At 65.1% G+C, this 19,012-nt stretch carries 15 protein-coding genes and 2 pseudogenes; 16 read left to right on the top strand and 1 reads right to left on the bottom strand.

Translation table 11 applies throughout. The features are described 5' to 3' along the window. The 10 genes and pseudogenes from ACYP5B_RS35710 to ACYP5B_RS35665 all read left to right on the top strand — a co-directional run. On the top strand, positions 1-1,372 hold a 1,372-nt coding region (locus ACYP5B_RS35710; protein WP_459572797.1), incomplete at its 5' end, for a heavy metal translocating P-type ATPase. A 4-nt stretch (positions 1,373-1,376) separates the two neighbouring features. Next, positions 1,377-1,523 carry a cbb3-type cytochrome oxidase assembly protein CcoS gene (gene ccoS / locus ACYP5B_RS35705; protein ID WP_267603577.1) on the top strand — a complete coding sequence of 49 codons (147 nt, stop codon included), beginning with the start codon at positions 1,377-1,379 and terminating at the stop codon, positions 1,521-1,523. A gap of 1,064 nt (positions 1,524-2,587) precedes the next feature. After that, positions 2,588-2,714, top strand: a pseudogene (locus ACYP5B_RS35700) (helix-turn-helix domain-containing protein); the annotation flags it as partial. Positions 2,715-2,854: 140 nt separating this feature from the next. Next, positions 2,855-4,303, top strand: coding sequence for a cytochrome-c oxidase, cbb3-type subunit I (gene ccoN / locus ACYP5B_RS35695; protein WP_459572795.1), 1,449 nt, complete (start codon positions 2,855-2,857; stop codon positions 4,301-4,303). Positions 4,304-4,322: 19 nt separating this feature from the next. Then, positions 4,323-5,000: a cytochrome-c oxidase, cbb3-type subunit II gene (ccoO, locus tag ACYP5B_RS35690; RefSeq protein WP_267603574.1), complete on the top strand. Its 678-nt coding sequence runs from the start codon at positions 4,323-4,325 to the stop codon at positions 4,998-5,000. A gap of 3 nt (positions 5,001-5,003) precedes the next feature. Beyond that, positions 5,004-5,138 (top strand): annotated as a pseudogene (locus ACYP5B_RS35685) (cbb3-type cytochrome oxidase subunit 3); the annotation flags it as partial. An 84-nt stretch (positions 5,139-5,222) separates the two neighbouring features. After that, positions 5,223-6,152: a cytochrome-c oxidase, cbb3-type subunit III gene (gene ccoP, locus ACYP5B_RS35680; RefSeq protein ID WP_459572794.1), complete on the top strand. Its 930-nt coding sequence runs from the start codon at positions 5,223-5,225 to the stop codon at positions 6,150-6,152. Positions 6,153-6,207: 55 nt separating this feature from the next. Beyond that, positions 6,208-7,707, top strand: coding sequence for a cytochrome c oxidase accessory protein CcoG (gene ccoG, locus ACYP5B_RS35675; RefSeq protein ID WP_459572793.1), 1,500 nt, complete (start codon positions 6,208-6,210; stop codon positions 7,705-7,707). A gap of 68 nt (positions 7,708-7,775) precedes the next feature. Next, positions 7,776-7,994, top strand: a complete 219-nt coding sequence (locus tag ACYP5B_RS35670) for a hypothetical protein (RefSeq protein WP_459572792.1) — start codon at positions 7,776-7,778, stop codon at positions 7,992-7,994. Between the two features lie 2 nt (positions 7,995-7,996). After that, positions 7,997-8,242, top strand: coding sequence for a hypothetical protein (locus tag ACYP5B_RS35665; RefSeq protein WP_043421572.1), 246 nt, complete (start codon positions 7,997-7,999; stop codon positions 8,240-8,242). Between the two features lie 86 nt (positions 8,243-8,328). Here the strand turns inward: ACYP5B_RS35665 and fnr are convergent, their stop codons facing one another. After that, positions 8,329-9,054: a fumarate/nitrate reduction transcriptional regulator Fnr gene (gene fnr / locus ACYP5B_RS35660; protein ID WP_318236672.1), complete on the bottom strand. Its 726-nt coding sequence runs from the start codon at positions 9,052-9,054 to the stop codon at positions 8,329-8,331. Positions 9,055-9,355: 301 nt separating this feature from the next. On the opposite strand from fnr, the gene ACYP5B_RS35655 reads away from it, so the two are divergent. The 6 genes from ACYP5B_RS35655 to infB form a co-directional block, all read left to right on the top strand. Continuing rightward, on the top strand, positions 9,356-10,120 hold the full coding sequence (locus ACYP5B_RS35655) for a sulfite exporter TauE/SafE family protein (protein WP_400102310.1): 765 nt from the start codon (positions 9,356-9,358) through the stop codon (positions 10,118-10,120). 590 nt (positions 10,121-10,710) lie between these two features. Further along, the gene (gene scpB / locus ACYP5B_RS35650) at positions 10,711-11,799 is read left to right on the top strand and encodes an SMC-Scp complex subunit ScpB (RefSeq protein WP_459572790.1); all 1,089 of its coding nucleotides are present in this window, start codon (positions 10,711-10,713) and stop codon (positions 11,797-11,799) included. A 5-nt stretch (positions 11,800-11,804) separates the two neighbouring features. Continuing rightward, positions 11,805-13,784, top strand: a complete 1,980-nt coding sequence (rluB, locus tag ACYP5B_RS35645) for a 23S rRNA pseudouridine(2605) synthase RluB (protein ID WP_459572789.1) — start codon at positions 11,805-11,807, stop codon at positions 13,782-13,784. Between the two features lie 331 nt (positions 13,785-14,115). Then, a complete protein-coding gene (gene rimP / locus ACYP5B_RS35640) occupies positions 14,116-14,604 on the top strand; it encodes a ribosome maturation factor RimP (RefSeq protein WP_400101850.1) in 489 nt (162 codons plus the stop codon). After that, positions 14,601-16,076: a transcription termination factor NusA gene (gene nusA, locus ACYP5B_RS35635; RefSeq protein WP_043347317.1), complete on the top strand. Its 1,476-nt coding sequence runs from the start codon at positions 14,601-14,603 to the stop codon at positions 16,074-16,076. The genes rimP and nusA overlap by 4 nt, the downstream gene beginning before the upstream one ends. 94 nt (positions 16,077-16,170) lie before the next feature. Then, on the top strand, positions 16,171-19,012 hold a 2,842-nt coding region (infB, locus tag ACYP5B_RS35630), incomplete at its 3' end, for a translation initiation factor IF-2 (protein WP_459572788.1).

The raw sequence follows: 19,012 nt of genomic DNA, 5'->3' as shown, positions 1-19,012 counted from the left end.
CGAGAGCCGGCCGGTGCCGCGCGGCACCGGCGACGCTGTGCTGGCAGGTTGCTTCAATACCACGAGTCCGCTCGAGCTGCGCGTGACCAAGGTAGGGGCGGGCACCCGGCTGGCGGAGATCGTCGCCGTGCTGGACCGTGCGCTGGCGGAGAAGCCGCGCCTGGCCACGGTGGCCGACCGCGTGGCGGGCTGGTTCGTCGCCATCCTGCTGGTGCTGGCGGCCGTGACCGGCGCAGTCTGGTGGACATGGATCGATCCCGCGCGTGCGTTGCTGGTGACGGTGGCCGTGCTGGTGGTGAGCTGCCCGTGCGCGCTTTCGCTGGCCACGCCAGCGGCGCTGGCCGCGGCCGGGGCCGCGCTGTCGCGCCGTGGCTTGCTGCTGACGCGCGGCCACGCGCTGGAGACCCTGGCCAGCGTCACGGACGTGATGCTCGACAAGACCGGCACGCTCACGCAAGGGCGTTTCGCGCTGGTGCGCACGCAGCCCTTGGGCGATGCCGATGCCGCCGCCAGCCTGCGGCTGGCTGCGGCCATGGAACGCTCCGGCGAGCACCCGATCGCGCGGGGCATCGTGGAGGCTGCGCAGGCGCAAGGCCTTGCGCACGAGACGCTTGCCATCGACGCCATGCGCAATGTGCCAGGGCAGGGCCTCGAAGCCGAGGTGGATGGGCGGCGTTACCGCCTTGGCCGTCGCGAGTTCGTCGACGCGCTGTGCGAGCACGGCAATGCCGGCGGCCCAAACGCCGAGCTTGCCGGCAGCGAGCGCCGCGGCGCCACGCTGGTGTGGCTGGGCAGCGCTGCCGGCGCGCTGGCGGTGTTCGCGCTGGCCGATGTCGCGCGCGAGCAATCCGCGCGCTTGCTCAGCGAGCTGCGCGCGCTTGGCGTGCGCTGCCATCTCGTGTCGGGCGATACGCCGGCCACGGTCGGCTGGTGGGCCGATCATTTCCAGATCTCGCGCCGCGAGGGCGGCGTCACGCCTGAAGGCAAGCGCGAGTACGTGGCGCACCTGCAGCGCGGCGGCGCCGTGGTGCTGGCGGTGGGCGACGGCATCAACGATGCGCCGGTGCTGGCACAGGCGCAAGTCTCGATCGCCATCGGCAGCGGCGCGCCGCTGGCGCAGGCGGGCGCCGATGCCGTGCTGACCCATGGCCGCGTGGCGGAGATCGCGAACGCGCTGAAGATGGCCCGCCGCACGCGTCGCGTGGTGCGCCAGAACCTGGCCTGGGCCTTTGCCTACAACGTGATCGCCATCCCGCTGGCGGCAACCGGCTATGTCACCGCCTGGATGGCGGGCATCGGCATGTCGGTGTCGTCGCTGCTGGTGGTGGCCAATGCCTGGCGCCTGCTGCGCGCCGGCAAGCCCGGAGACTGACGCCATGGACATGCTCTACCTGCTGGTGCCGATGAGCCTGGTGCTGGTTGCCGTGATTGCGGGCGCGCTTTGGTGGGCGCTGCATGCGGGACAGTATGATGATCTTGATCGGCCGGGGGAGGCGATTCTTCTTGATAACGATAGGCCGTGAATTGGGGTAGGTTGAATGGGGGGGCAAGCGACACCTCCGCGTCAGCGGGGCTAGAAGCCTGGAAATGTCTCCATTCGCGTAAACGGCCAACCCCGCCTAGCCGCGCCAGCAGCTTGTATCTCGTTCCGCTGATTCGTTCGCAAAGTCTGTTGAGATTGGAGCGGGAATTGTAGGTTGGGGGGAAGTGGGCGATGTGTATTGCTTGTGGCCCGCTGACGCGGGAGTGTCTCTTGTGGGCGGGGTTTTGATGTTTCTAGCTGCTGGCGCGGCTGTGCGGTGTTGGCCGTTTTGGAACGTGTGAGATGTCACTTTTCTTTACTCGTAAAGAAAAGTAACCAAAAGAAAGCGATCCTTGCAGGAGGCTGGCGTGGCGTCATTGGGAATCCCAATGGTTTCGTCGTACGGCCCTGGGTTCTAATGACCTCATGCCGTTACCAGTTTAGATCATCACGACGCTGCCAATGCCCAGAGATTCGTGGTGGCCCCCACCGGTAGCCACCGCCACGAATTTCAAGCCGTCTGTCGCTCGCGGTGCGGGCGGCCACGAAGTTGCAGGCGTCCCGTTTCCGTCGTGGGCGCGGTGGCACCGCCCGAATAGTTTCGAGGGATTCACCACCGCGTCCACCCCACCACGAAACCATCATGGCGTGATATATCGTGGCGCTTCGCACCGGTACCGGCAGATGGATGAATGAGCAGGAATGCCGCTACCGAGCAGCCTCACCACGAAACCAGCGTCGTCCGCAGGATCGTGGCCATTTGAACCGGTAACGGCATGAGGCCATTAAAACCCGGGGCCTGACGACGAAACCACCGGGCTACGCAACCCCGCCACGCCAGCCTCCTGCAAGGATCGCTTTCTTTTGGTTACTTATCTTTACGAGTAAAGAAAAGTGACATCTCACACGTGTGTAAACGGCCAACCCCGTACAGCCGCGCCAGCAGCTAGAAGAGCGAAAACCCCGCCCACAAGAGACCCACCCGCGTCAGCGGGGCTAGAAGCATCAAAACCCCGCCCTAAAGAGACACCCCCGCGTGAAGACGAGCGGTCCCAACTTGCCTCGATGGCGCGTTCGCGGAGTTTCCCGGCGTCGCTGGTTGCACGGGCACGCATCGCTTTTGGTTTCTGCAGCGGGCGAGCCAAATAGTGAGATAGCCAAGCGACTGCAGGTTACGCGTGCCACGGTGGGCATCAGAACCCAACCCGAAACGCCTCCTACGCCTCCAGGTTCCCCCCATTCCCATACCGCTTGATACAGATCAAGACGCCCATCCCCCTCTTTTCCTACAGTCACAACATCAATTCATGTTTATCCAATCTGGGGGTCTGAATGGCTGTCACCGCCGCGTATTCTCGCGCCGACACCTTCAATTACGGCGTCGTGCGGCAGTTTGCCGTCATGACGGTAGTCTGGGGGATTGTCGGTATGGCCGTAGGCGTTCTGCTCGCGGCACAGTTGATCTGGCCGGAGCTTAATTTCGACACGCCGTGGTTGTCCTTCGGACGCATGCGCCCGCTGCACACCAATGCGGTCATCTTCGCCTTCGGCGGCAGCGCGTTGTTCGCCACCTCCTACTACATCGTGCAGCGCACCTGCCAGGCGCGGCTGTTCTGTGGCCCGCTGGCGGCATTCACGTTCTGGGGCTGGCAACTGGTGATCGTGGCCGCGGTTATCACGCTGCCGCTGGGCATCACCAGCTCGAAGGAATATGCCGAGCTCGAATGGCCGATCGACATCCTGATCACGCTGGTGTGGGTGGCCTACGCCATCGTGTTCTTCGGCACCATCATGAAGCGCAAGACCCGGCACATCTACGTGGCCAACTGGTTCTTCGGCGCCTACATCCTGACCATCGCCATCCTGCATATCGTCAACAACGCCGAGATGCCGGTGGGCATGTGGAAGTCCTACTCGGCCTATGCCGGCGTGCAGGACGCCATGGTGCAGTGGTGGTACGGCCATAACGCGGTGGGCTTCTTCCTGACCACCAGCTTCCTGGGCATGATGTATTACTTCATCCCCAAGCAGGCCGGCCGCCCGATCTATTCCTACCGCCTGTCGATCGTTCACTTCTGGGCGCTCAACTTCACCTATATGTGGGCCGGTCCCCACCACCTGCAGTTCACGTCGCTGCCGGACTGGGCGCAATCGCTCGGCATGGTGTTCTCGCTGATCCTGCTCGCGCCTTCGTGGGGCGGCATGATCAACGGCATCATGACCTTGTCGGGTGCCTGGCACAAGCTGCGCACCGATCCCATCCTCAAGTTCCTGGTGGTGGCGCTGTCCTTCTACGGTATGGCGACCTTCGAGGGCTCGATGATGTCGATCAAGACCGTCAACGCGCTGTCGCACTACACGGACTGGACCATCGGCCACGTGCACTCCGGCGCGCTGGGCTGGGTCGCGATGATCTCCATCGGCTCGCTCTACTACCTGATCCCGCGGCTCTTTGGCGAGAAGGAGATGTACAGCGTGCGCCTGATCGAGCTGCACTTCTGGATCGCCACCATCGGCGTGGTGCTGTACATCGCCTCGATGTGGATCGCCGGCGTGATGGAAGGCCTGATGTGGCGCGCCACGCAGCCTGACGGCACCCTGACCTACGCTTTCGCGGAAGCGGTCAAGGCCAAGTATCCCTTCTACCTGATCCGCTTGCTGGGTGGCCTGTGTTTCCTCTCGGGCATGCTGCTGATGGCCTACAACGTGGCCCGGACCATCATCGGCAAGCCCGCGGTGGACGCACTGATCCCGGCCAGCGTTGCCGCCTCCGCCCATTGATCATTCCAGGATAGAAACGATGTCCGAAAAACGAAGCTTCTTTACGCACGAGACCCTGGAGAAGAACATCGGCTGGCTGATCCTGTGCACCATCCTGGTGGTCAGCATCGCCGGGCTCGTCCAGATCGTGCCGCTGTTCTTCCAGCACTCCACCACCGAGCCCGACGCGGGGATCAAGCCGTACTCCGCGCTGCGCCTGATGGGCCGCGATATCTATATCCGCGAGGGCTGCGTGGGCTGCCATTCGCAGCAGGTGCGCACGCTGCAGGGCGATGTCGAGCGCTATGGCCACTACTCCACGGCTGGCGAGTCGGTCTACGACCATCCCTTCCTGTGGGGCTCCAAGCGTACCGGTCCCGACCTGGCGCGCGTGGGCGGGCGCTACTCCGACGACTGGCAGCGCATCCACTTGCGCAACCCGCGCGACGTGGTGCCCGAATCGGTGATGCCGTCCTACCCGTGGCTCGAGAAAACCCCGCTGCAGGCCAACGATGTCCGCGACCGCATGCGTGCGCTGCGCCGCCTCGGCGTGCCGTACACCGACGCCGAGATCGAGCAGGCGCCCGCCACGCTGGCCGGCAAGACCGAGGAAGACGCGATGGTCGCCTACCTGCAGGAGCTTGGCATCGCCAAGCGCAATGTGCGCGTGGATACCGCGGCCGCGGCGCAGCCCGCGGCCACGCCGGCCAAGGAGTAAGCCATGGCAATGATCACCGGGTTTTCCACCGTGGTCTCGATGGCTGCCTTCATCGCCATCTGCTGGTGGGCCTGGTCGTCCGGGCGCAAGGCCGCCAACCAGGAGTCGGCCATGCTGCCGTTCGCCTTGCCCGACGAGCCGCTGGACGCGAACGTCGATGTCGGCTACCGCATCGCGCGTCATGCCGGCGGCGCAAACAACACCAAGCAGGAACACTGAGTCATGAGCGACTTCTTCACGGATTTCTGGAGTTACTACATTGCCGCCATCGCGCTGGTCGGCATCGTCTGGTGCGTGTGGCTGCTGTTCTCCCAACGCAAGGTCACCAAGGTCGCCGGCGCCGCCGAAGACACCGGCCACGTGTGGGACGGCGACCTGCGCGAGCTGAACAACCCGCTGCCGCGCTGGTGGATGTGGATGTTCCTGCTGGCGTGCATCTTTGGCCTGGGCTACCTGGTGCTGTACCCCGGCCTGGGTTCCTACGCCGGCGTACTCAAGACCTCCAGCGGGGTCGAACTGGAGGCGCATCGCCACGCGGCCGAGCAACTGCAGCGCGAGGTCTATGGCAAGTACATGCACATGGACGTCAAGCAGGTGGCGGCCGACCCGGCGGCGCGCGAGATCGGGCAACGCCTGTTTCTCAACTACTGCGCGCAATGCCACGGCTCCGATGCGCGCGGCAGCCGCGGCTTTCCCAACCTGACCGATAACGACTGGCTGTACGGCGGGGATCCCGAGACCATCGCGCAGACCATTACCAAGGGCCGCAATGGCGTGATGCCGTCGTTCGCCTCGACCATCGACGGCAAGCTCGCCGGCGACGTGGCGCAATACGCGCGTTCGCTCTCCGGCCTGGCTTACGACCCGATCCGCGCCTCGCGCGGCGAGAGCACGTTCAAGTCCACCTGCGCGGCCTGCCACGGTTCCACCGGCAAGGGCAACCAGGCGCTTGGCGCGCCCAACCTGTCGGACCGCGTGTGGCTGTACGGCAGTTCGGAGGCCAGCATCGTCGACGCGATCCTGAAGGGCCATAACAACCATATGCCGGCGCACGAAGAAATCCTCACGCCGGAGCGTATCCGCATGTTGACCGCCTATGTCTGGGGCCTGTCCAACACCGGGAGCGGCGCAGGCGAGGGGAGCAGGCAATGAGCCACCACGCTTGTGCTTGTCGGCCGGGCCCGCACCGCGGCGGGGGTGATCGCCGATGAACGCCCCCGGACCGGAGCCGCTTGGATCAAACGGGCCCGCATGGGCGCCGCATCGAGAGCCCGCAGCCGCGACGGCGGATGAGCAGACTTCGGATGAGACCCTGTATGAAGTCCGCCGCAAGATCTATCCGCGCTCGGTGTCGGGCGCGTTCTCGAGCTGGCGGGTCTGGATGGTGGTCCTGACCCAGCTGTTCTTCTATGGCATGCCCTGGCTGCAGTGGAACGGCCGCCAGGCCATGCTGTTCGATCTCGGCGCGCGCAAGTTCTATATCTTTGGCCTGGTGCTGTGGCCGCAGGACGTGATCTACCTTGCCGTGCTGCTGGTGATCTCCGCGCTCTCGCTGTTTCTCTTCACGGCGATCGCGGGGCGGCTGTTCTGCGGCTACGCGTGTCCGCAGACGGTGTACACCGAGATCTTCATGTGGATCGAGCGGCATGTGGAGGGCGACCGCTTTGCCCGCATCCGCCTGGACGGCGATCCGTGGAGCGCACGCAAGCTGCGCCTGAAGGCGAGCAAGCACGCGCTCTGGATCGTGATCGCGCTGTGGACGGGCTTTACCTTCGTCGGCTACTTCTCGCCCATCCGCGCGCTGGGCGGGCAGGTGCTGAGCCTCTCGCTGGGCCCGTGGCAAACGTTCTGGATGCTGTTCTATTCGTTCGCCACCTGGGGCAACGCCGGCTTCATGCGCGAGCAGGTCTGCAAGTACATGTGCCCGTATGCACGCTTCCAGAGCGTGATGGTCGATCGCGACACCTATGTGGTCACCTATGACGTGGGCCGTGGCGAGCCGCGCGGCAGCCGCTCGCGCAAGGCGGACCACAAGGCAGCGGGGCTGGGCGCGTGCGTGAATTGCAGCATCTGCGTGCAGGTCTGTCCCACCGGCATCGATATCCGCGATGGCCTGCAGTACGACTGCATTGGCTGCGGCGCCTGCATCGACGCCTGCAACCAGGTCATGGACAAGATGGCGTACCCGCGCGGGCTGATCCGTTATACATCTGAGAACGCCATGCGCAGCGCGCTCTCCGAGACCGTGGCGCGCAAGCGCCTGGTGCGGCCGCGCACGGTGATCTACTCGGTGATCTGGCTGGCGCTGGTCGTCGGCTTCATGGCCTCGCTGGCCATGCGCACGCCGCTCAAGGTCGACATCATCCGCGACCGCGGCGCGCTGGGGCGGGAAGTGGAAGGGCGCTGGATCGAGAACGTGTACCGGCTGCAACTGATCAACACGACCGAGGCGCCGATGCGCGTCGCCGTCAGCGCGGGCAGCAATGCGCTGAAGGGCCTGGCCGTGGAGTATGACCACGCTGCCGGCAACCTGGAGCCCACGTCCAATCGCTTGATTCCCATCCGGGTGCGCGTGCCGATCGAGTCAGCGGAGCAGGGCACGCACAAGATCGAGGTCACGGTGACCGCGGTGCCCGATGAGGGCACGGGGAGCCATGGCGCAGAGATTCGACAGAGCACCAGCTTTATCGTGCCGCGCAATCTATGAGGCGGCAGGGCACGCTGGATGCACCGATCCATACGCAACATGCGCGATCTAGATCTACAGGAGGCCAGATGACGCAGCAAAGCAATCCCTGGTGGAAGGAGCCATGGCCGTGGCTGCTGATGAGCGGGCCATTGGTGGCAATGGTGGCTTGCGGGGTCACGATCTGGCTGGCCATGACCCATCCGGACCCGCCCATTGTGGAAGGCGTGTCGCGGCACGGCCTGGTGGTCGAGAAGGCGGGCAGCGCGGCATGCCGGGCAACGCCGGTTGCGGCGCAAGCGAGGTGATCATGAGACTGCGCTGGCTGATGTGGGTGTTGTGGCCCGCCTTCCTGGTTGCCGGGCTGACGACCGCGCTGGTGTTCTCCATGGTCGATCCTGGCGACCTGCGCTTTTTCGGCCAGCCGGTCGAGGCATCGCGGGAGGCGGTCTACACCGTGGGATTCCTGATCGCGTGGGTGCTCTGCTCGCTGTCGAGCGGCTTGACGCTGTACACCATGCCCACGCGGCTGGCGGACACGGACGAGCTGGAATGAGTGCGATGCGCGCCTTGCCGGTTCAGGCCGGAGGGCGCGGCATCACGGCGGGCCGCCGCAGGCGAGGGCGGCTTGCGACGTGCACGTCAGCAGGACTTGTTGACGATCTGCTTGATTCCCACCATGTCGACCAGCTTGACGTGGCGCTGGCGGATCTGGATCAGGCCAGCTTCCGCAAAGCGCGAGAACAGGCGGCTGACGGTTTCGAGCTTGAGCCCGAGGTAGCTGCCGATTTCCTCGCGGCTCATGCGCAGCACGAACTCGGAGGCCGAATAGCCGCGCGCGGACAAGCGCTCGGACAGGTTGATCAGGAAAGCGGCAAGCCGCTCCTCGGCGCGCATCGAGCCGAGCGTGATCAACATGACCTGGTCCTGCGAGATCTCCTTGCTCATCAGGCGCATGAACTGATGCTGCAGGGAAGGCAGGACGTTGGACAACGTCTGGAGATCGCCGAAGCGCACCACGCAGACTTCGGTATCTTCCAGCGCGGTGGCGTCCGATGCGTGCTGCATCTCGCCGAGGCCGTCGAGGCCGACGACTTCGCCGGGCAGGTGGAAGCCCGTGATCTGCGAGCGGCCGTCTTCCATCGTCAGGTGGGTCTTGAGCGTGCCGAAGCGGATCGCGTAGACGGCGGTGAGAGGGTCGCCGAGGCGGTACAGGGTTTCGCCCTTGCGTACGCGCACCCGGTCCTGCACCAGCGTATCCATCTTTTCGAGGTCCTGCTGCGTCATGCCGACGGGCAGGCAGAGCTGGCCGAGCGAGCAGGTGGAGCAGCGGGGCGACATCTCGGTAATAGGAATGGAGGTGAGCAATTGAGGCCTGTCGGTTTAGCGCAGTCAATCAAGCGCGGTGTGGCAGGCGCATTGAGTTGAGAGCTTGACGTTGAGAGTCGTCGATGGGAAGCGCTATCCACATCGGCCCGGCGCGCGGGTCTGTCGGCGGTGCGCAATCTGTGCAGCGCGGCCTGCCGTGCCCGTCGTCATGTTGTTTTGCGAACGCGCGAACTGGCGCGGGCGCTGGGCTTCATGTTGATAGCGCCTCTTGAAGCTGCGGGGGCGCGTTGGGCGCATTTTACCGCGCCGGACGTTGCGATTGTGTGATTGGGAGGAGAAGTTGACCATAGGCGTGCTAATCAGCGTATTTACCCTGGCTTTGCTGGGCGGCGTGCATTGCGCCGCCATGTGCGGCGGGATCGCGCTGGCCGCGGAGCAGGGCGGCGTAGCGCGCGTGCCTGCCACGGTGCTCCGGCGTCCCGGCCATTGGTTGCTGGAACTGCTCGTCATGCATGCCGGGCGCCTCAGCATGTATGCGGTGCTGGGGGGCTTGCTTGGCGCCCTGGGGGCTGGCGTCTGGGGGGCGCAGTACCTGCCGCTGCAGCGCTGGCTGTTTGGGGTGGGCAGCGTGATGCTGGTGTTGTCGGGCCTGTGGATGTTGCGCGGGCGGACCATGGGTACTGGCTGGCTGGAGCGGCTTGCCGCCCGCGCCGCGGGCGGCTTGCTGCGCGGCCTTGGCGCCGTCGGCGCGTGCTTGCCGGCCGTGGCCCGGGCGCGGGGGCAGGGGCGGTTGCTGCGCCGCTACGGCATGGGGCTGGCCTGGGGGCTGGTCCCGTGCGGCATGGTGTACGGCGCACTTGCCATGGCGTTGCTGGCCGGCAATGCCCCGTCTGGCGCGCTGGTGATGGCCGTGTTTGGCCTGGGCACCCTGCCGAACCTGCTGGTCATCTCGGGCCTGTCCGGCTACCTCAGGCAGCTTTCGCGCCGCCCGGCGCTACGGGCCGGCGCCGGCCTCGCGGTGGTGGCCTTTGGCCTGGCCGGGGTGGCGCGCGCGCTGCTTTTGCCCCAGACGCTTGCCGCGCATGGATTCTGCCTGGTCTTCTGAAACGTTGTTCGTGGCGTATCTGTCACTTCCTCGATGAGGTAGCTGTGCGAATCGGTTGCAGGTTTGCCAGGGAATGCCATACAATCGCAAGAACAGCGATATCGCGCAGCGTATTTCATCGTGGCATCGTCAGGTAGCATCCGCTGCTCAGGGATGCATGCCAGGAACACCCGGGCAGGCAACAGCGCCAGGGACCGTTCCCCAACCGCCGTCCGGTTCAAAAGATTCGGTTCAAAAGACCAGCCACGGCAGGGCGGGGTGAAATAGGCCAGCAGGCCCGATATCCGTATTTTCTTGCACCCGGCGCGTTCGATGATAAACGCCGCGCCGGACAGGTCCGCCACATCAGGGGGAAGGCGCGACGCAAGGGCTCCGTCGACTGGCAGGTAAAGCCGGTGGCCGGGCGATCTCCTGCCGGTCAGGTCCGGCACCCGATGCAATAAAAGAAAGCGCACGGCTGGCATGCAACAAGCATGCGGTTGGCTGCGCGGCCAGATGGCGGTGGCAATCCCTACCGCTGAACCCGCAATCTCCAGTGCGCCCGGGATCAATCGGGGCGCAGGTGCAAAGACAGGCTGCACGCAATCAACATGAATACCCAAGAGGCGAAGATCGTCCTCGAGACCGCGCTGATCTGCGCGCAGGAACCCTTGCGCGTCAATGACTTGCGCCGGCTGTTTGCCGACGACGTCGGTGCCGACACCATTCGCGTGCTGCTCGAAGAGCTGCGCCGCGACTGGGAGCAACGCGGCGTGGAACTCGTGGCACTGGCCAGTGGCTGGCGTTTCCAGAGCCGCCCTGTCATGCGCGAATACCTGGACCGGCTGAATCCTGAAAAGCCGCCCAAGTACTCCCGCGCCGTGATGGAGACGCTGGCGATCATTGCCTACCGGCAACCGGTCACGCGAGGCGATATCGAGGAAATCCGCGGTGTCGCGGTCAGCACCGAGGTCGTTAAGAAGCTCGAGGACCGTAGCTGGATCGAGGTGATCGGCCACCGTGACGTGCCCGGGCGGCCCGCGCTTTATGCCACCACCAAGAATTTCCTTGATGACCTTGGCCTGCGCACGCTCGATGAATTGCCGCCGCTGGAAGACATCCAGGCCCAGGCGCAGGTCGCGCTGCTGAACCAGGAGCCAATCGATTTCGAGGCGCTGGGCACTGTGCCGGCGGATAGCGACGAAGAGGCATTCGCGGAACCTGGCGATGATCAGGCCGAGGCTGCCGCAGAGGCTGTGGCCGATGCCGGGGAGGGTGAATCGACCCATTCCGAAGTGGTTGCACCCGATGTTCTCGCGGCCGGCGCCGCGGATGGCATCGCCGATCTGGTGGATGCGTTTGAAAAGAAGGAAGCCTTGGTGCAAGCGGAAGCTGGGTTCCCACCCACGCCCGAGGCCGAGGCGGAAGTGCCGGCGACGCCGGAGCCAGACAGTGAGCCAGGGAACGAGCCAGGGAGCGAGCCGGTGTCCGCCGAGCCCACCGGCGCACGGCCTGGCGACACAGCCGAGGAGCAAGCCGTCGCAGACGGTGAAACAAATGAGCAAACGGACACGCCCGCCAACGGTTACCACGTACAAGTGGACTCCGGCGAGCAGGCATCCGAAGTCCCGGGGGCGTCCAAGACGAATCCGGCGCACCCCAGCGAGCACGACGAGCACGACCAGCGCGTGTCCAACTGAACACCATGCAACATCCGAATGTGAATACCTTGTCCGATTCTGATCAAGACGTCCGCCAGGCGGATACGCCGGCCGGCGATGCCGGCAATGGCGCCGAAGGCGGCGCCGGCACCGATGGCGCGCCGCGCCGCAAGGGCCTGCGCCGTGGCTTGCGCAATCTGGTGGCCACGCGCCGCCAGGCCGCGCAGGACCGCGATGGCGGGCGTGCCGCGGACGGCGACACGGCAGCCCCTGCGGGCGGCCCCGACGCGGGCGATGCGCAGGCCGGGCGTGGCGACGGCGCAAGGAAAGGACGTACCCGTGGCAAGCGCAAGCCGGCCGAAGGCGAGAGCGTGCAGGCCGGCGAGCAGCAGGGCGAACGCCCGGCGCCGCGAGGCGCTCGCCGCACCTTTGGCGCCGACAATGCCGAAGGCGTGAGCGAAGCTGGCGGCGAAGCCGCGGGCGAGCGCCAGCGCGATGGCGCGCGTGCCAACCCTAACGGCAATGGCGCCCGCAAGCGCAAGCCGCAGCAAGGCCAGCAGCCGCAAGGCGTGGCCCGCCGCAGTGGCGCCGAGGGGCAGCAAGGCGGCCCGCGCCAGCAGGGCAAGGCAAACAAGGGCAAGGGCGGCGCGCAGCGCCCGGCCGCGGGTGTGCCCGAAAAGGCGCCCGCCGCCGCGAGCGGTGAAGACCTGTTCCGCTTTGTCATTTCCGGTCAGTACGACCAGGAAGAGTCGAGCGGCCCGCAGGCCCGGGTCAAGCCGGTGCGCGAGCTGTCGGCAGACGACGACGCGCCCAAGCTGCACAAGGTGCTCGCCGAGGGCGGGCTGGGTTCGCGCCGGGAAATGGAAGAGCTGATTCTGCAGGGCCGGGTTTCGGTCAATGGCCTGCCTGCCCATATCGGCCAGCGCATCCTGCCGGCCGACCAGGTCCGGGTGAACGGCAAGCTGATCCACCGCCGTGTGTCGTCCAAGCCACCGCGCGTGTTGCTTTATCACAAGCCGTCCGGAGAGATCGTCAGCCAGTCGGATCCGGAAGGCCGTCCGACCGTGTTCGACAGCCTGCCGCGCATCAAGGCAGGGAAGTGGGTGGCCGTGGGCCGCCTCGACTTCAATACCGAGGGCTTGCTGATCTTTACCTCGTCGGGCGATATCGCCAACAAGTTCATGCATCCGCGCTACGGCGTGGAGCGCGAGTATGCGGTGCGTACGCTGGGCGAGCTGGCCGAGGCCGATCGCCAGCGCCTGCTGCACGGCATCAAGCTCGACGATGGCGAGGCCAATTTCCTGCGCATTGCGGACGGCGGCGGCGAAGGCATCAACCACTGGTACCACGTGGCGCTGACTGAAGGCCGCAACCGCGAAGTGCGCCGCATGTTCGAGGCTGTCGGCCTGACCGTGTCGCGCCTGATCCGTACCCGTTACGGCCAGTTCCTGCTGCCGCGCGGCTTGAAGCGCGGCCGCTGGCAAGAACTCGCGGCGGACGACGTGCGTGCGCTGATGGCATCCATCGGCCTGAAGGCGCCGTCCAAGGGCGATAGCGGTCCCAGGGGCGGCAGCAAGGTGGGTGGCCGCCAACAGCGCACCGAGGCAGCCATTGCCGGCATGCCGATGCCGACCGGCATGGACGGCCTGCCGCGCGTCAATCGCAGCAACGGCCCGCGCGGCAGTGGCGCTGGCCGCGGCCAGCCGGATCCGATGCAAACCTCGATGGGTTACATCGGTGGCCCGACCCTGCTGACGTCGCATACCACGAAGCTGGGCGGCGGCGCGGCGGGTTCCCCCCGCGGTCCGGGCGGCCCGGGTCGCGGTGGCCGCAGTGGCGGCCGCGGCGCCGGAATGGGTGGCATGGGCGGCGGCATGGGCGGCATGGGCGGCGGCATGGGGGGCGGGCAGAACCGTTCCCAGCGTCGCGGTGGTGGCGAAGCCAATGGGAATGTGATGCCGCAGGGCGGAAAGCCCAACGGCAACCGCCGTCCTCGTGGCGGTGGCCGCGACGGCAATCGTTGAGCGATGCGAGGCGGGGCGCCATGGGCAGGCTTGGCAGGGAAAAGGGCGGCACAGGCCGCATCCCCTGTCCGGCCAAAGCCCGGTGCCTTTGCCTTTTGCACCGCGACAGCGTATAATCAAAGTCTATTCAAAAGTCATCCTGCAAAAGGGTGGGCAAATGATGGGCATTGCGCCCATTTTTTTTTGCTTCGCCCGTTTCGTGTGCTTGCCGTGTTTCACGGCGCGCCGGTCGGGATGACTGGCAGGCAAGCTGGCTGAAGCCGTCAACCAAGACGGCCGTGCCGATGGGCTGGGTCTGCCACGGTATTGATGGCCATTATTCGGGAATACAGTGCATCTGGCAGATTTGATCGAAACCACCCTGAACGGCATGGGGTACGAGCTGGTTGAGCTCGAGCGCGCTCCAGGCGGACTCATGCGCGTCTACATCGATCAGCCTGAAACCGGCATCGTCATTGAGGATTGCGAGAAGGTAAGCCGTCAGCTTACCCACGTGCTCACCGTCGAGAACATCGACTATGAGCGCCTCGAAGTGTCCTCGCCGGGGCTGGACCGGCCGCTCAAGAAACTGGCTGACTTCGTCCGCTTCGCGGGCCAGGAAGCCAGGGTTACCTTGCGCCTTCCGGTCAATGGCCAGAAGAATTTCGTCGGCATCCTGCAGGCGCCTACCGGTGAGCCGGGGGCAGAGCAGATTGGCCTCGAGTTCGAAGGCCAGAACGGCACGGCGCTGCTGGAATTCACCATATCCGATGTTGATCGCGCACGCCTGGTGCCGGTGATCGACTTCAAAGGAAATCAGAAAAAAGGGAACAAGCAATGAGCCGCGAAGTTCTGTTGCTCGTCGATGCGCTTGCGCGTGAGAAGAACGTCGACAAGGATGTGGTATTCGGTGCGCTGGAAGCGGCACTCGCTTCGGCAACCAAGAAGCGTTTCGAGGAAGACGTGGATATTCGCGTCGCCATCGATCGTGAGTCCGGTGAGCACGAGACGTTCCGCCGCTGGCTTGTAGTCCCCGATGAACAGGGCCTGCAGGAGCCGGACAAGCAAATCCTCATGTTCGAGGCGCGCGAGCAGGATCCGGACATCCAGCTGGATGAATTTGTCGAAGAGCAGATCGAGTCGGTCGAGTTCGGCCGTATCGGTGCGCAAGCCGCCAAGCAGGTGATCCTGCAGAAGATCCGTGACGCCGAGCGCGAGCAGATCCTCAACGATTACCTTGATCGTGGCGAGAAGGTCATGACCGGCACGGTCAAGCGCGCCGACAAGAAGGGCCTGATCGTCGAGTCCGGCCGCGTGGAAGCGCTGCTGGCCCGCGACCAGATCATCCCCAAGGAAAATCTGCGCACCGGCGATCGTGTCCGCGCATATATCCTGAATGTGGATCGCACCGCACGCGGCCCGCAGATCGAGCTCTCGCGCACCGCGCCCGAGTTCCTGATCAAGCTGTTCGAGAACGAAGTGCCGGAGATGGAGCAGGGCCTGCTGGAAATCAAGGCGGCCGCTCGCGACCCCGGCGTGCGCGCCAAGATCGCCGTAGTGGCGCATGACAAGCGTATCGATCCGATCGGTACCTGCGTCGGCGTGCGCGGCACGCGGGTGACCGCGGTCCGTAACGAGATCGGCGGCGAGGCGGTCGACATCGTGCTGTGGTCGGAAGATCCGGCCCAGTTCGTGATTGGCGCCCTGGCGCCGGCACAGGTACAGTCGATCGTGGTAGACGAAGAAAAGCACAGCATGGACGTGGTGGTCGACGAGGAAAACCTCGCCGTCGCCATCGGCCGCAGTGGTCAGAACGTACGCCTGGCGTCCGAGCTGACCGGCTGGCAGATCAACATCATGACGCAGGAAGAATCGGCACAGAAGCAAGCCGAGGAAAGCGACGTGGTGCGCAAGTTGTTCATGGCCAAGCTGGACGTGGACGAAGAAGTGGCTGACATCTTGATCGACGAAGGTTTCTCCACGCTGGAAGAAGTGGCCTATGTGCCCATCAGCGAGATGTTGGAAATCGACGCCTTCGATGAAGATACCGTCAACGAGTTGCGCAACCGCGCCCGCGATGCGCTCTTGACGATGGAACTGGCCCGGGAAGAAAAGGTGGAAGAGGTGTCGCAGGATCTGCGCTCGCTCGACGGCCTGACCCCGGAACTGATCGGCAAGCTGGCCGAAGGCAATATCCACACGCGTGACGAACTGGCCGAATTGGCCGTCGACGAACTCGTCGACATGGTTGGTCTTGGCGAGGATGATGCCCGCGCGCTGATCATGAAAGCACGGGAACATTGGTTTAACTGAGGGACACGCTCACGTGGTGCTTTTCCAGGCTGCTTGAGCGCGCATTCCGCACACAATTGTCCCGACGTATAAACCGAGCATTGAAAGGGTTTGAATGGCAAGCACAACAGTTGCCCAACTGGCCGCAGAACTGAGCCGCAGCGCAGCTGCCCTGCTGGAACAATTGCAGGCAGCTGGGGTGGGCAAGGTGACGCCTGACGACATCATCACCGAATCCGACAAGACCAAGTTGCTGGATTACCTCAAGCGTTCCCACGGGGCGGCCGATGACAGCGCGCGCAAGAAGATCACGTTGACCAAGCGTGAGACCTCCGAGATCCGCCAGGCCGATTCCACCGGCAAGACTCGCACGGTGCAGGTCGAGGTGCGCAAGAAGCGCGTCCTGATCAAGCGCGACGAGGCTTCCGCCGATGGCGCCGATGGCCACGAAGTGGTCGAGCTGCCGGTCGATGCGGCCGAGCAGGTACGCCAGGACGAGGAAGATCGTCAGCAGGCCGAGTTGCTGGCACGCCAGGAAGCCGAGTCCAAGGCACGCCAGGAAGCGGCCGAACGCGAGGAAGCCGAGCGTCGCGCCAAGCAAGAAGCGCTGGAGGCCGAAGAACGCCGCCAGGCTGAGCTCGCCGCCCGCAAGGCGGAAGAGGAAGCTGCTGCCCTGCGCGCCGCCGCTACGGCCAAGGCGCCGGAAGACGACGATTCGCGCAAGAAGGCCGAAGACGAAAAGGCTCGCCTGGCCGCCGAACGCGCTGCCGCGCAGAAGGCCGCCGACGATGCCAAGCAGGCTGCCGACAAGGCGCGTGCCGAGCAAGACGCAGCGCGCAAGCGCCGCGAGGCCGCCGAAGCCGAAGCCCGTGCCATTCAGCAGATGCTGAATGCGCCGGCACGCGTGCTCAAGGCGCCCTCGGAGCGCAAGGCTGAAGAAAAGAAGGCCGAGCAGACCGGTACGTTGCACAAGCCGGTCAAGCCGCCTGGCACTGAAGTCAAGAAAGAAGAGAAGAAGCCCGCAACGACCACCGCCACCGCTACCACCACCGTCGACAAGAAGACCGGCAAGGTCGTGAAGGCTGGTACCTCCTCGACCTGGCAGGACGAAGGCTCGAAGAAGAAGGGCAGCGGCCTGAAGACCCGCGGCGATTCGTCGGGTGGCGTTGGCGGCTGGCGCGGTGGTCCGCGCGGCCGTGGCAACCGTCATCAGCAAGACGATCGCGGCACGAATTTCCAGGCGCCGACGGAACCGGTGGTGCGCGAAGTGCACATCCCCGAGACCATTTCGGTGGCCGACCTGGCGCACAAGATGGCCGTCAAGGCTTCCGAGGTCATCAAGCAGATGATGAAGCTCGGCCAGATGGTGACCATCAACCAGGTGCTGGACCAGGAAACCGCCATGATCGTGGTGGAAGAAATGGGCCACAAGGCGTTTGCCGCCAAGCTGGACGATCCGGAAGCGCTGCTGGTGGTGGGTGGTGAAGACCACACCGACGCCGAGCAGCTGCCGCGTCCGCCGGTGGTGACCGTGATGGGTCACGTCGACCACGGCAAGACCTCGCTGCTGGACTACATCCGTCGTGCCAAGGTTGCGGCAGGCGAAGCCGGCGGTATTACGCAGCACATCGGTGCCTACCATGTGGAAACCGAGCGCGGCGTGATCACCTTCCTGGACACCCCGGGTCACGAGGCCTTCACGGCCATGCGTGCTCGCGGTGCCAAGGCAACCGACATCGTGATCCTGGTGGTCGCGGCCGACGACGGCGTGATGCCGCAGACGAAGGAAGCCATTGCCCACGCCAAGGCGGCGGGTGTGCCCATCGTGGTCGCGATCAACAAGATCGACAAGCCCGAAGCCAACCCGGACCGCGTCAAGCAGGAACTGGTGGCCGAGCAGGTGCTGCCGGAAGAATACGGTGGCGATTCGCCGTTCGTTCCGGTGTCCGCCAAGACTGGCGCCGGCATCGACGACCTGCTCGAGCAAGTGCTGCTGCAGGCCGAAGTGCTGGAACTGAAGGCACCGGTGGACGCCCCGGCCAAGGGCCTGGTGGTGGAAGCCCAGCTGGACAAGGGCAAGGGCCCGATCGCGACCATCCTGGTCACCAGCGGCACGCTCAAGCGTGGCGACGTGGTGCTGGCTGGCAGCGCTTATGGCCGCGTGCGTGCCATGCTGGACGAAACCGGCAAGCCGACCAAGGAAGCAGGTCCCTCGATTCCGGTCGAGATCCAGGGCCTGTCCGAAGTGCCCGCGGCTGGTGAAGAAGTGCTGGTGCTGCCGGACGAGCGCAAGGCGCGCGAAATCGCGCTGTTCCGCCAAGGCAAGTACCGCGACGTCAAGCTGGCCAAGCAGCAGGCGGCCAAGCTGGAAACGATGCTGGAGCAGATGAGCGAAGGCGAAGTGCAGACGCTGCCGTTGATCGTCAAGGCCGACGTTCAGGGGTCGCAGGAAGCACTGGTGCAATCGCTGCAGAAGCTCTCCACCGAAGAAGTGCGCGTACAGATCGTGCACGGCGGCGTGGGCGGCATCTCGGAGTCGGACGTCAACCTGGCCACGGCCTCGAAGGCGGTCATCATCGGCTTCAACGTGCGTGCCGATGCTGGCGCGCGCAAGCTGGCCGAGAACAACGGCATCGATATTCGCTACTACAACATCATTTACGATGCGGTAGACGAGATCAAGGCGGCAATGTCGGGCATGCTGGCACCGGAAAAGCGCGAAGTCACGCTGGGTACGGTCGAAGTGCGCCAGGTCTTCCGCGTGCCGAAGATTGGCGCGGTGGCCGGTTGTATGGTCACCGACGGGCTGGTCAAGCGTACTGCCCTGGTACGGGTGCTGCGCAACAACGTGGTCATCCATACCGGCGAGCTCGATTCGCTCAAGCGCTTCAAGGATGACGTCAAGGAAGTCAAGCAAGGCTTCGAGTGCGGGTTGTCGATCAAGAACTTCAACGACG

This window comes from Cupriavidus sp. 8B, assembly GCF_054589115.1.
Note: the sequence above shows the minus strand (reverse complement) of the source record. Positions and strands in the feature narration are given on the sequence as shown.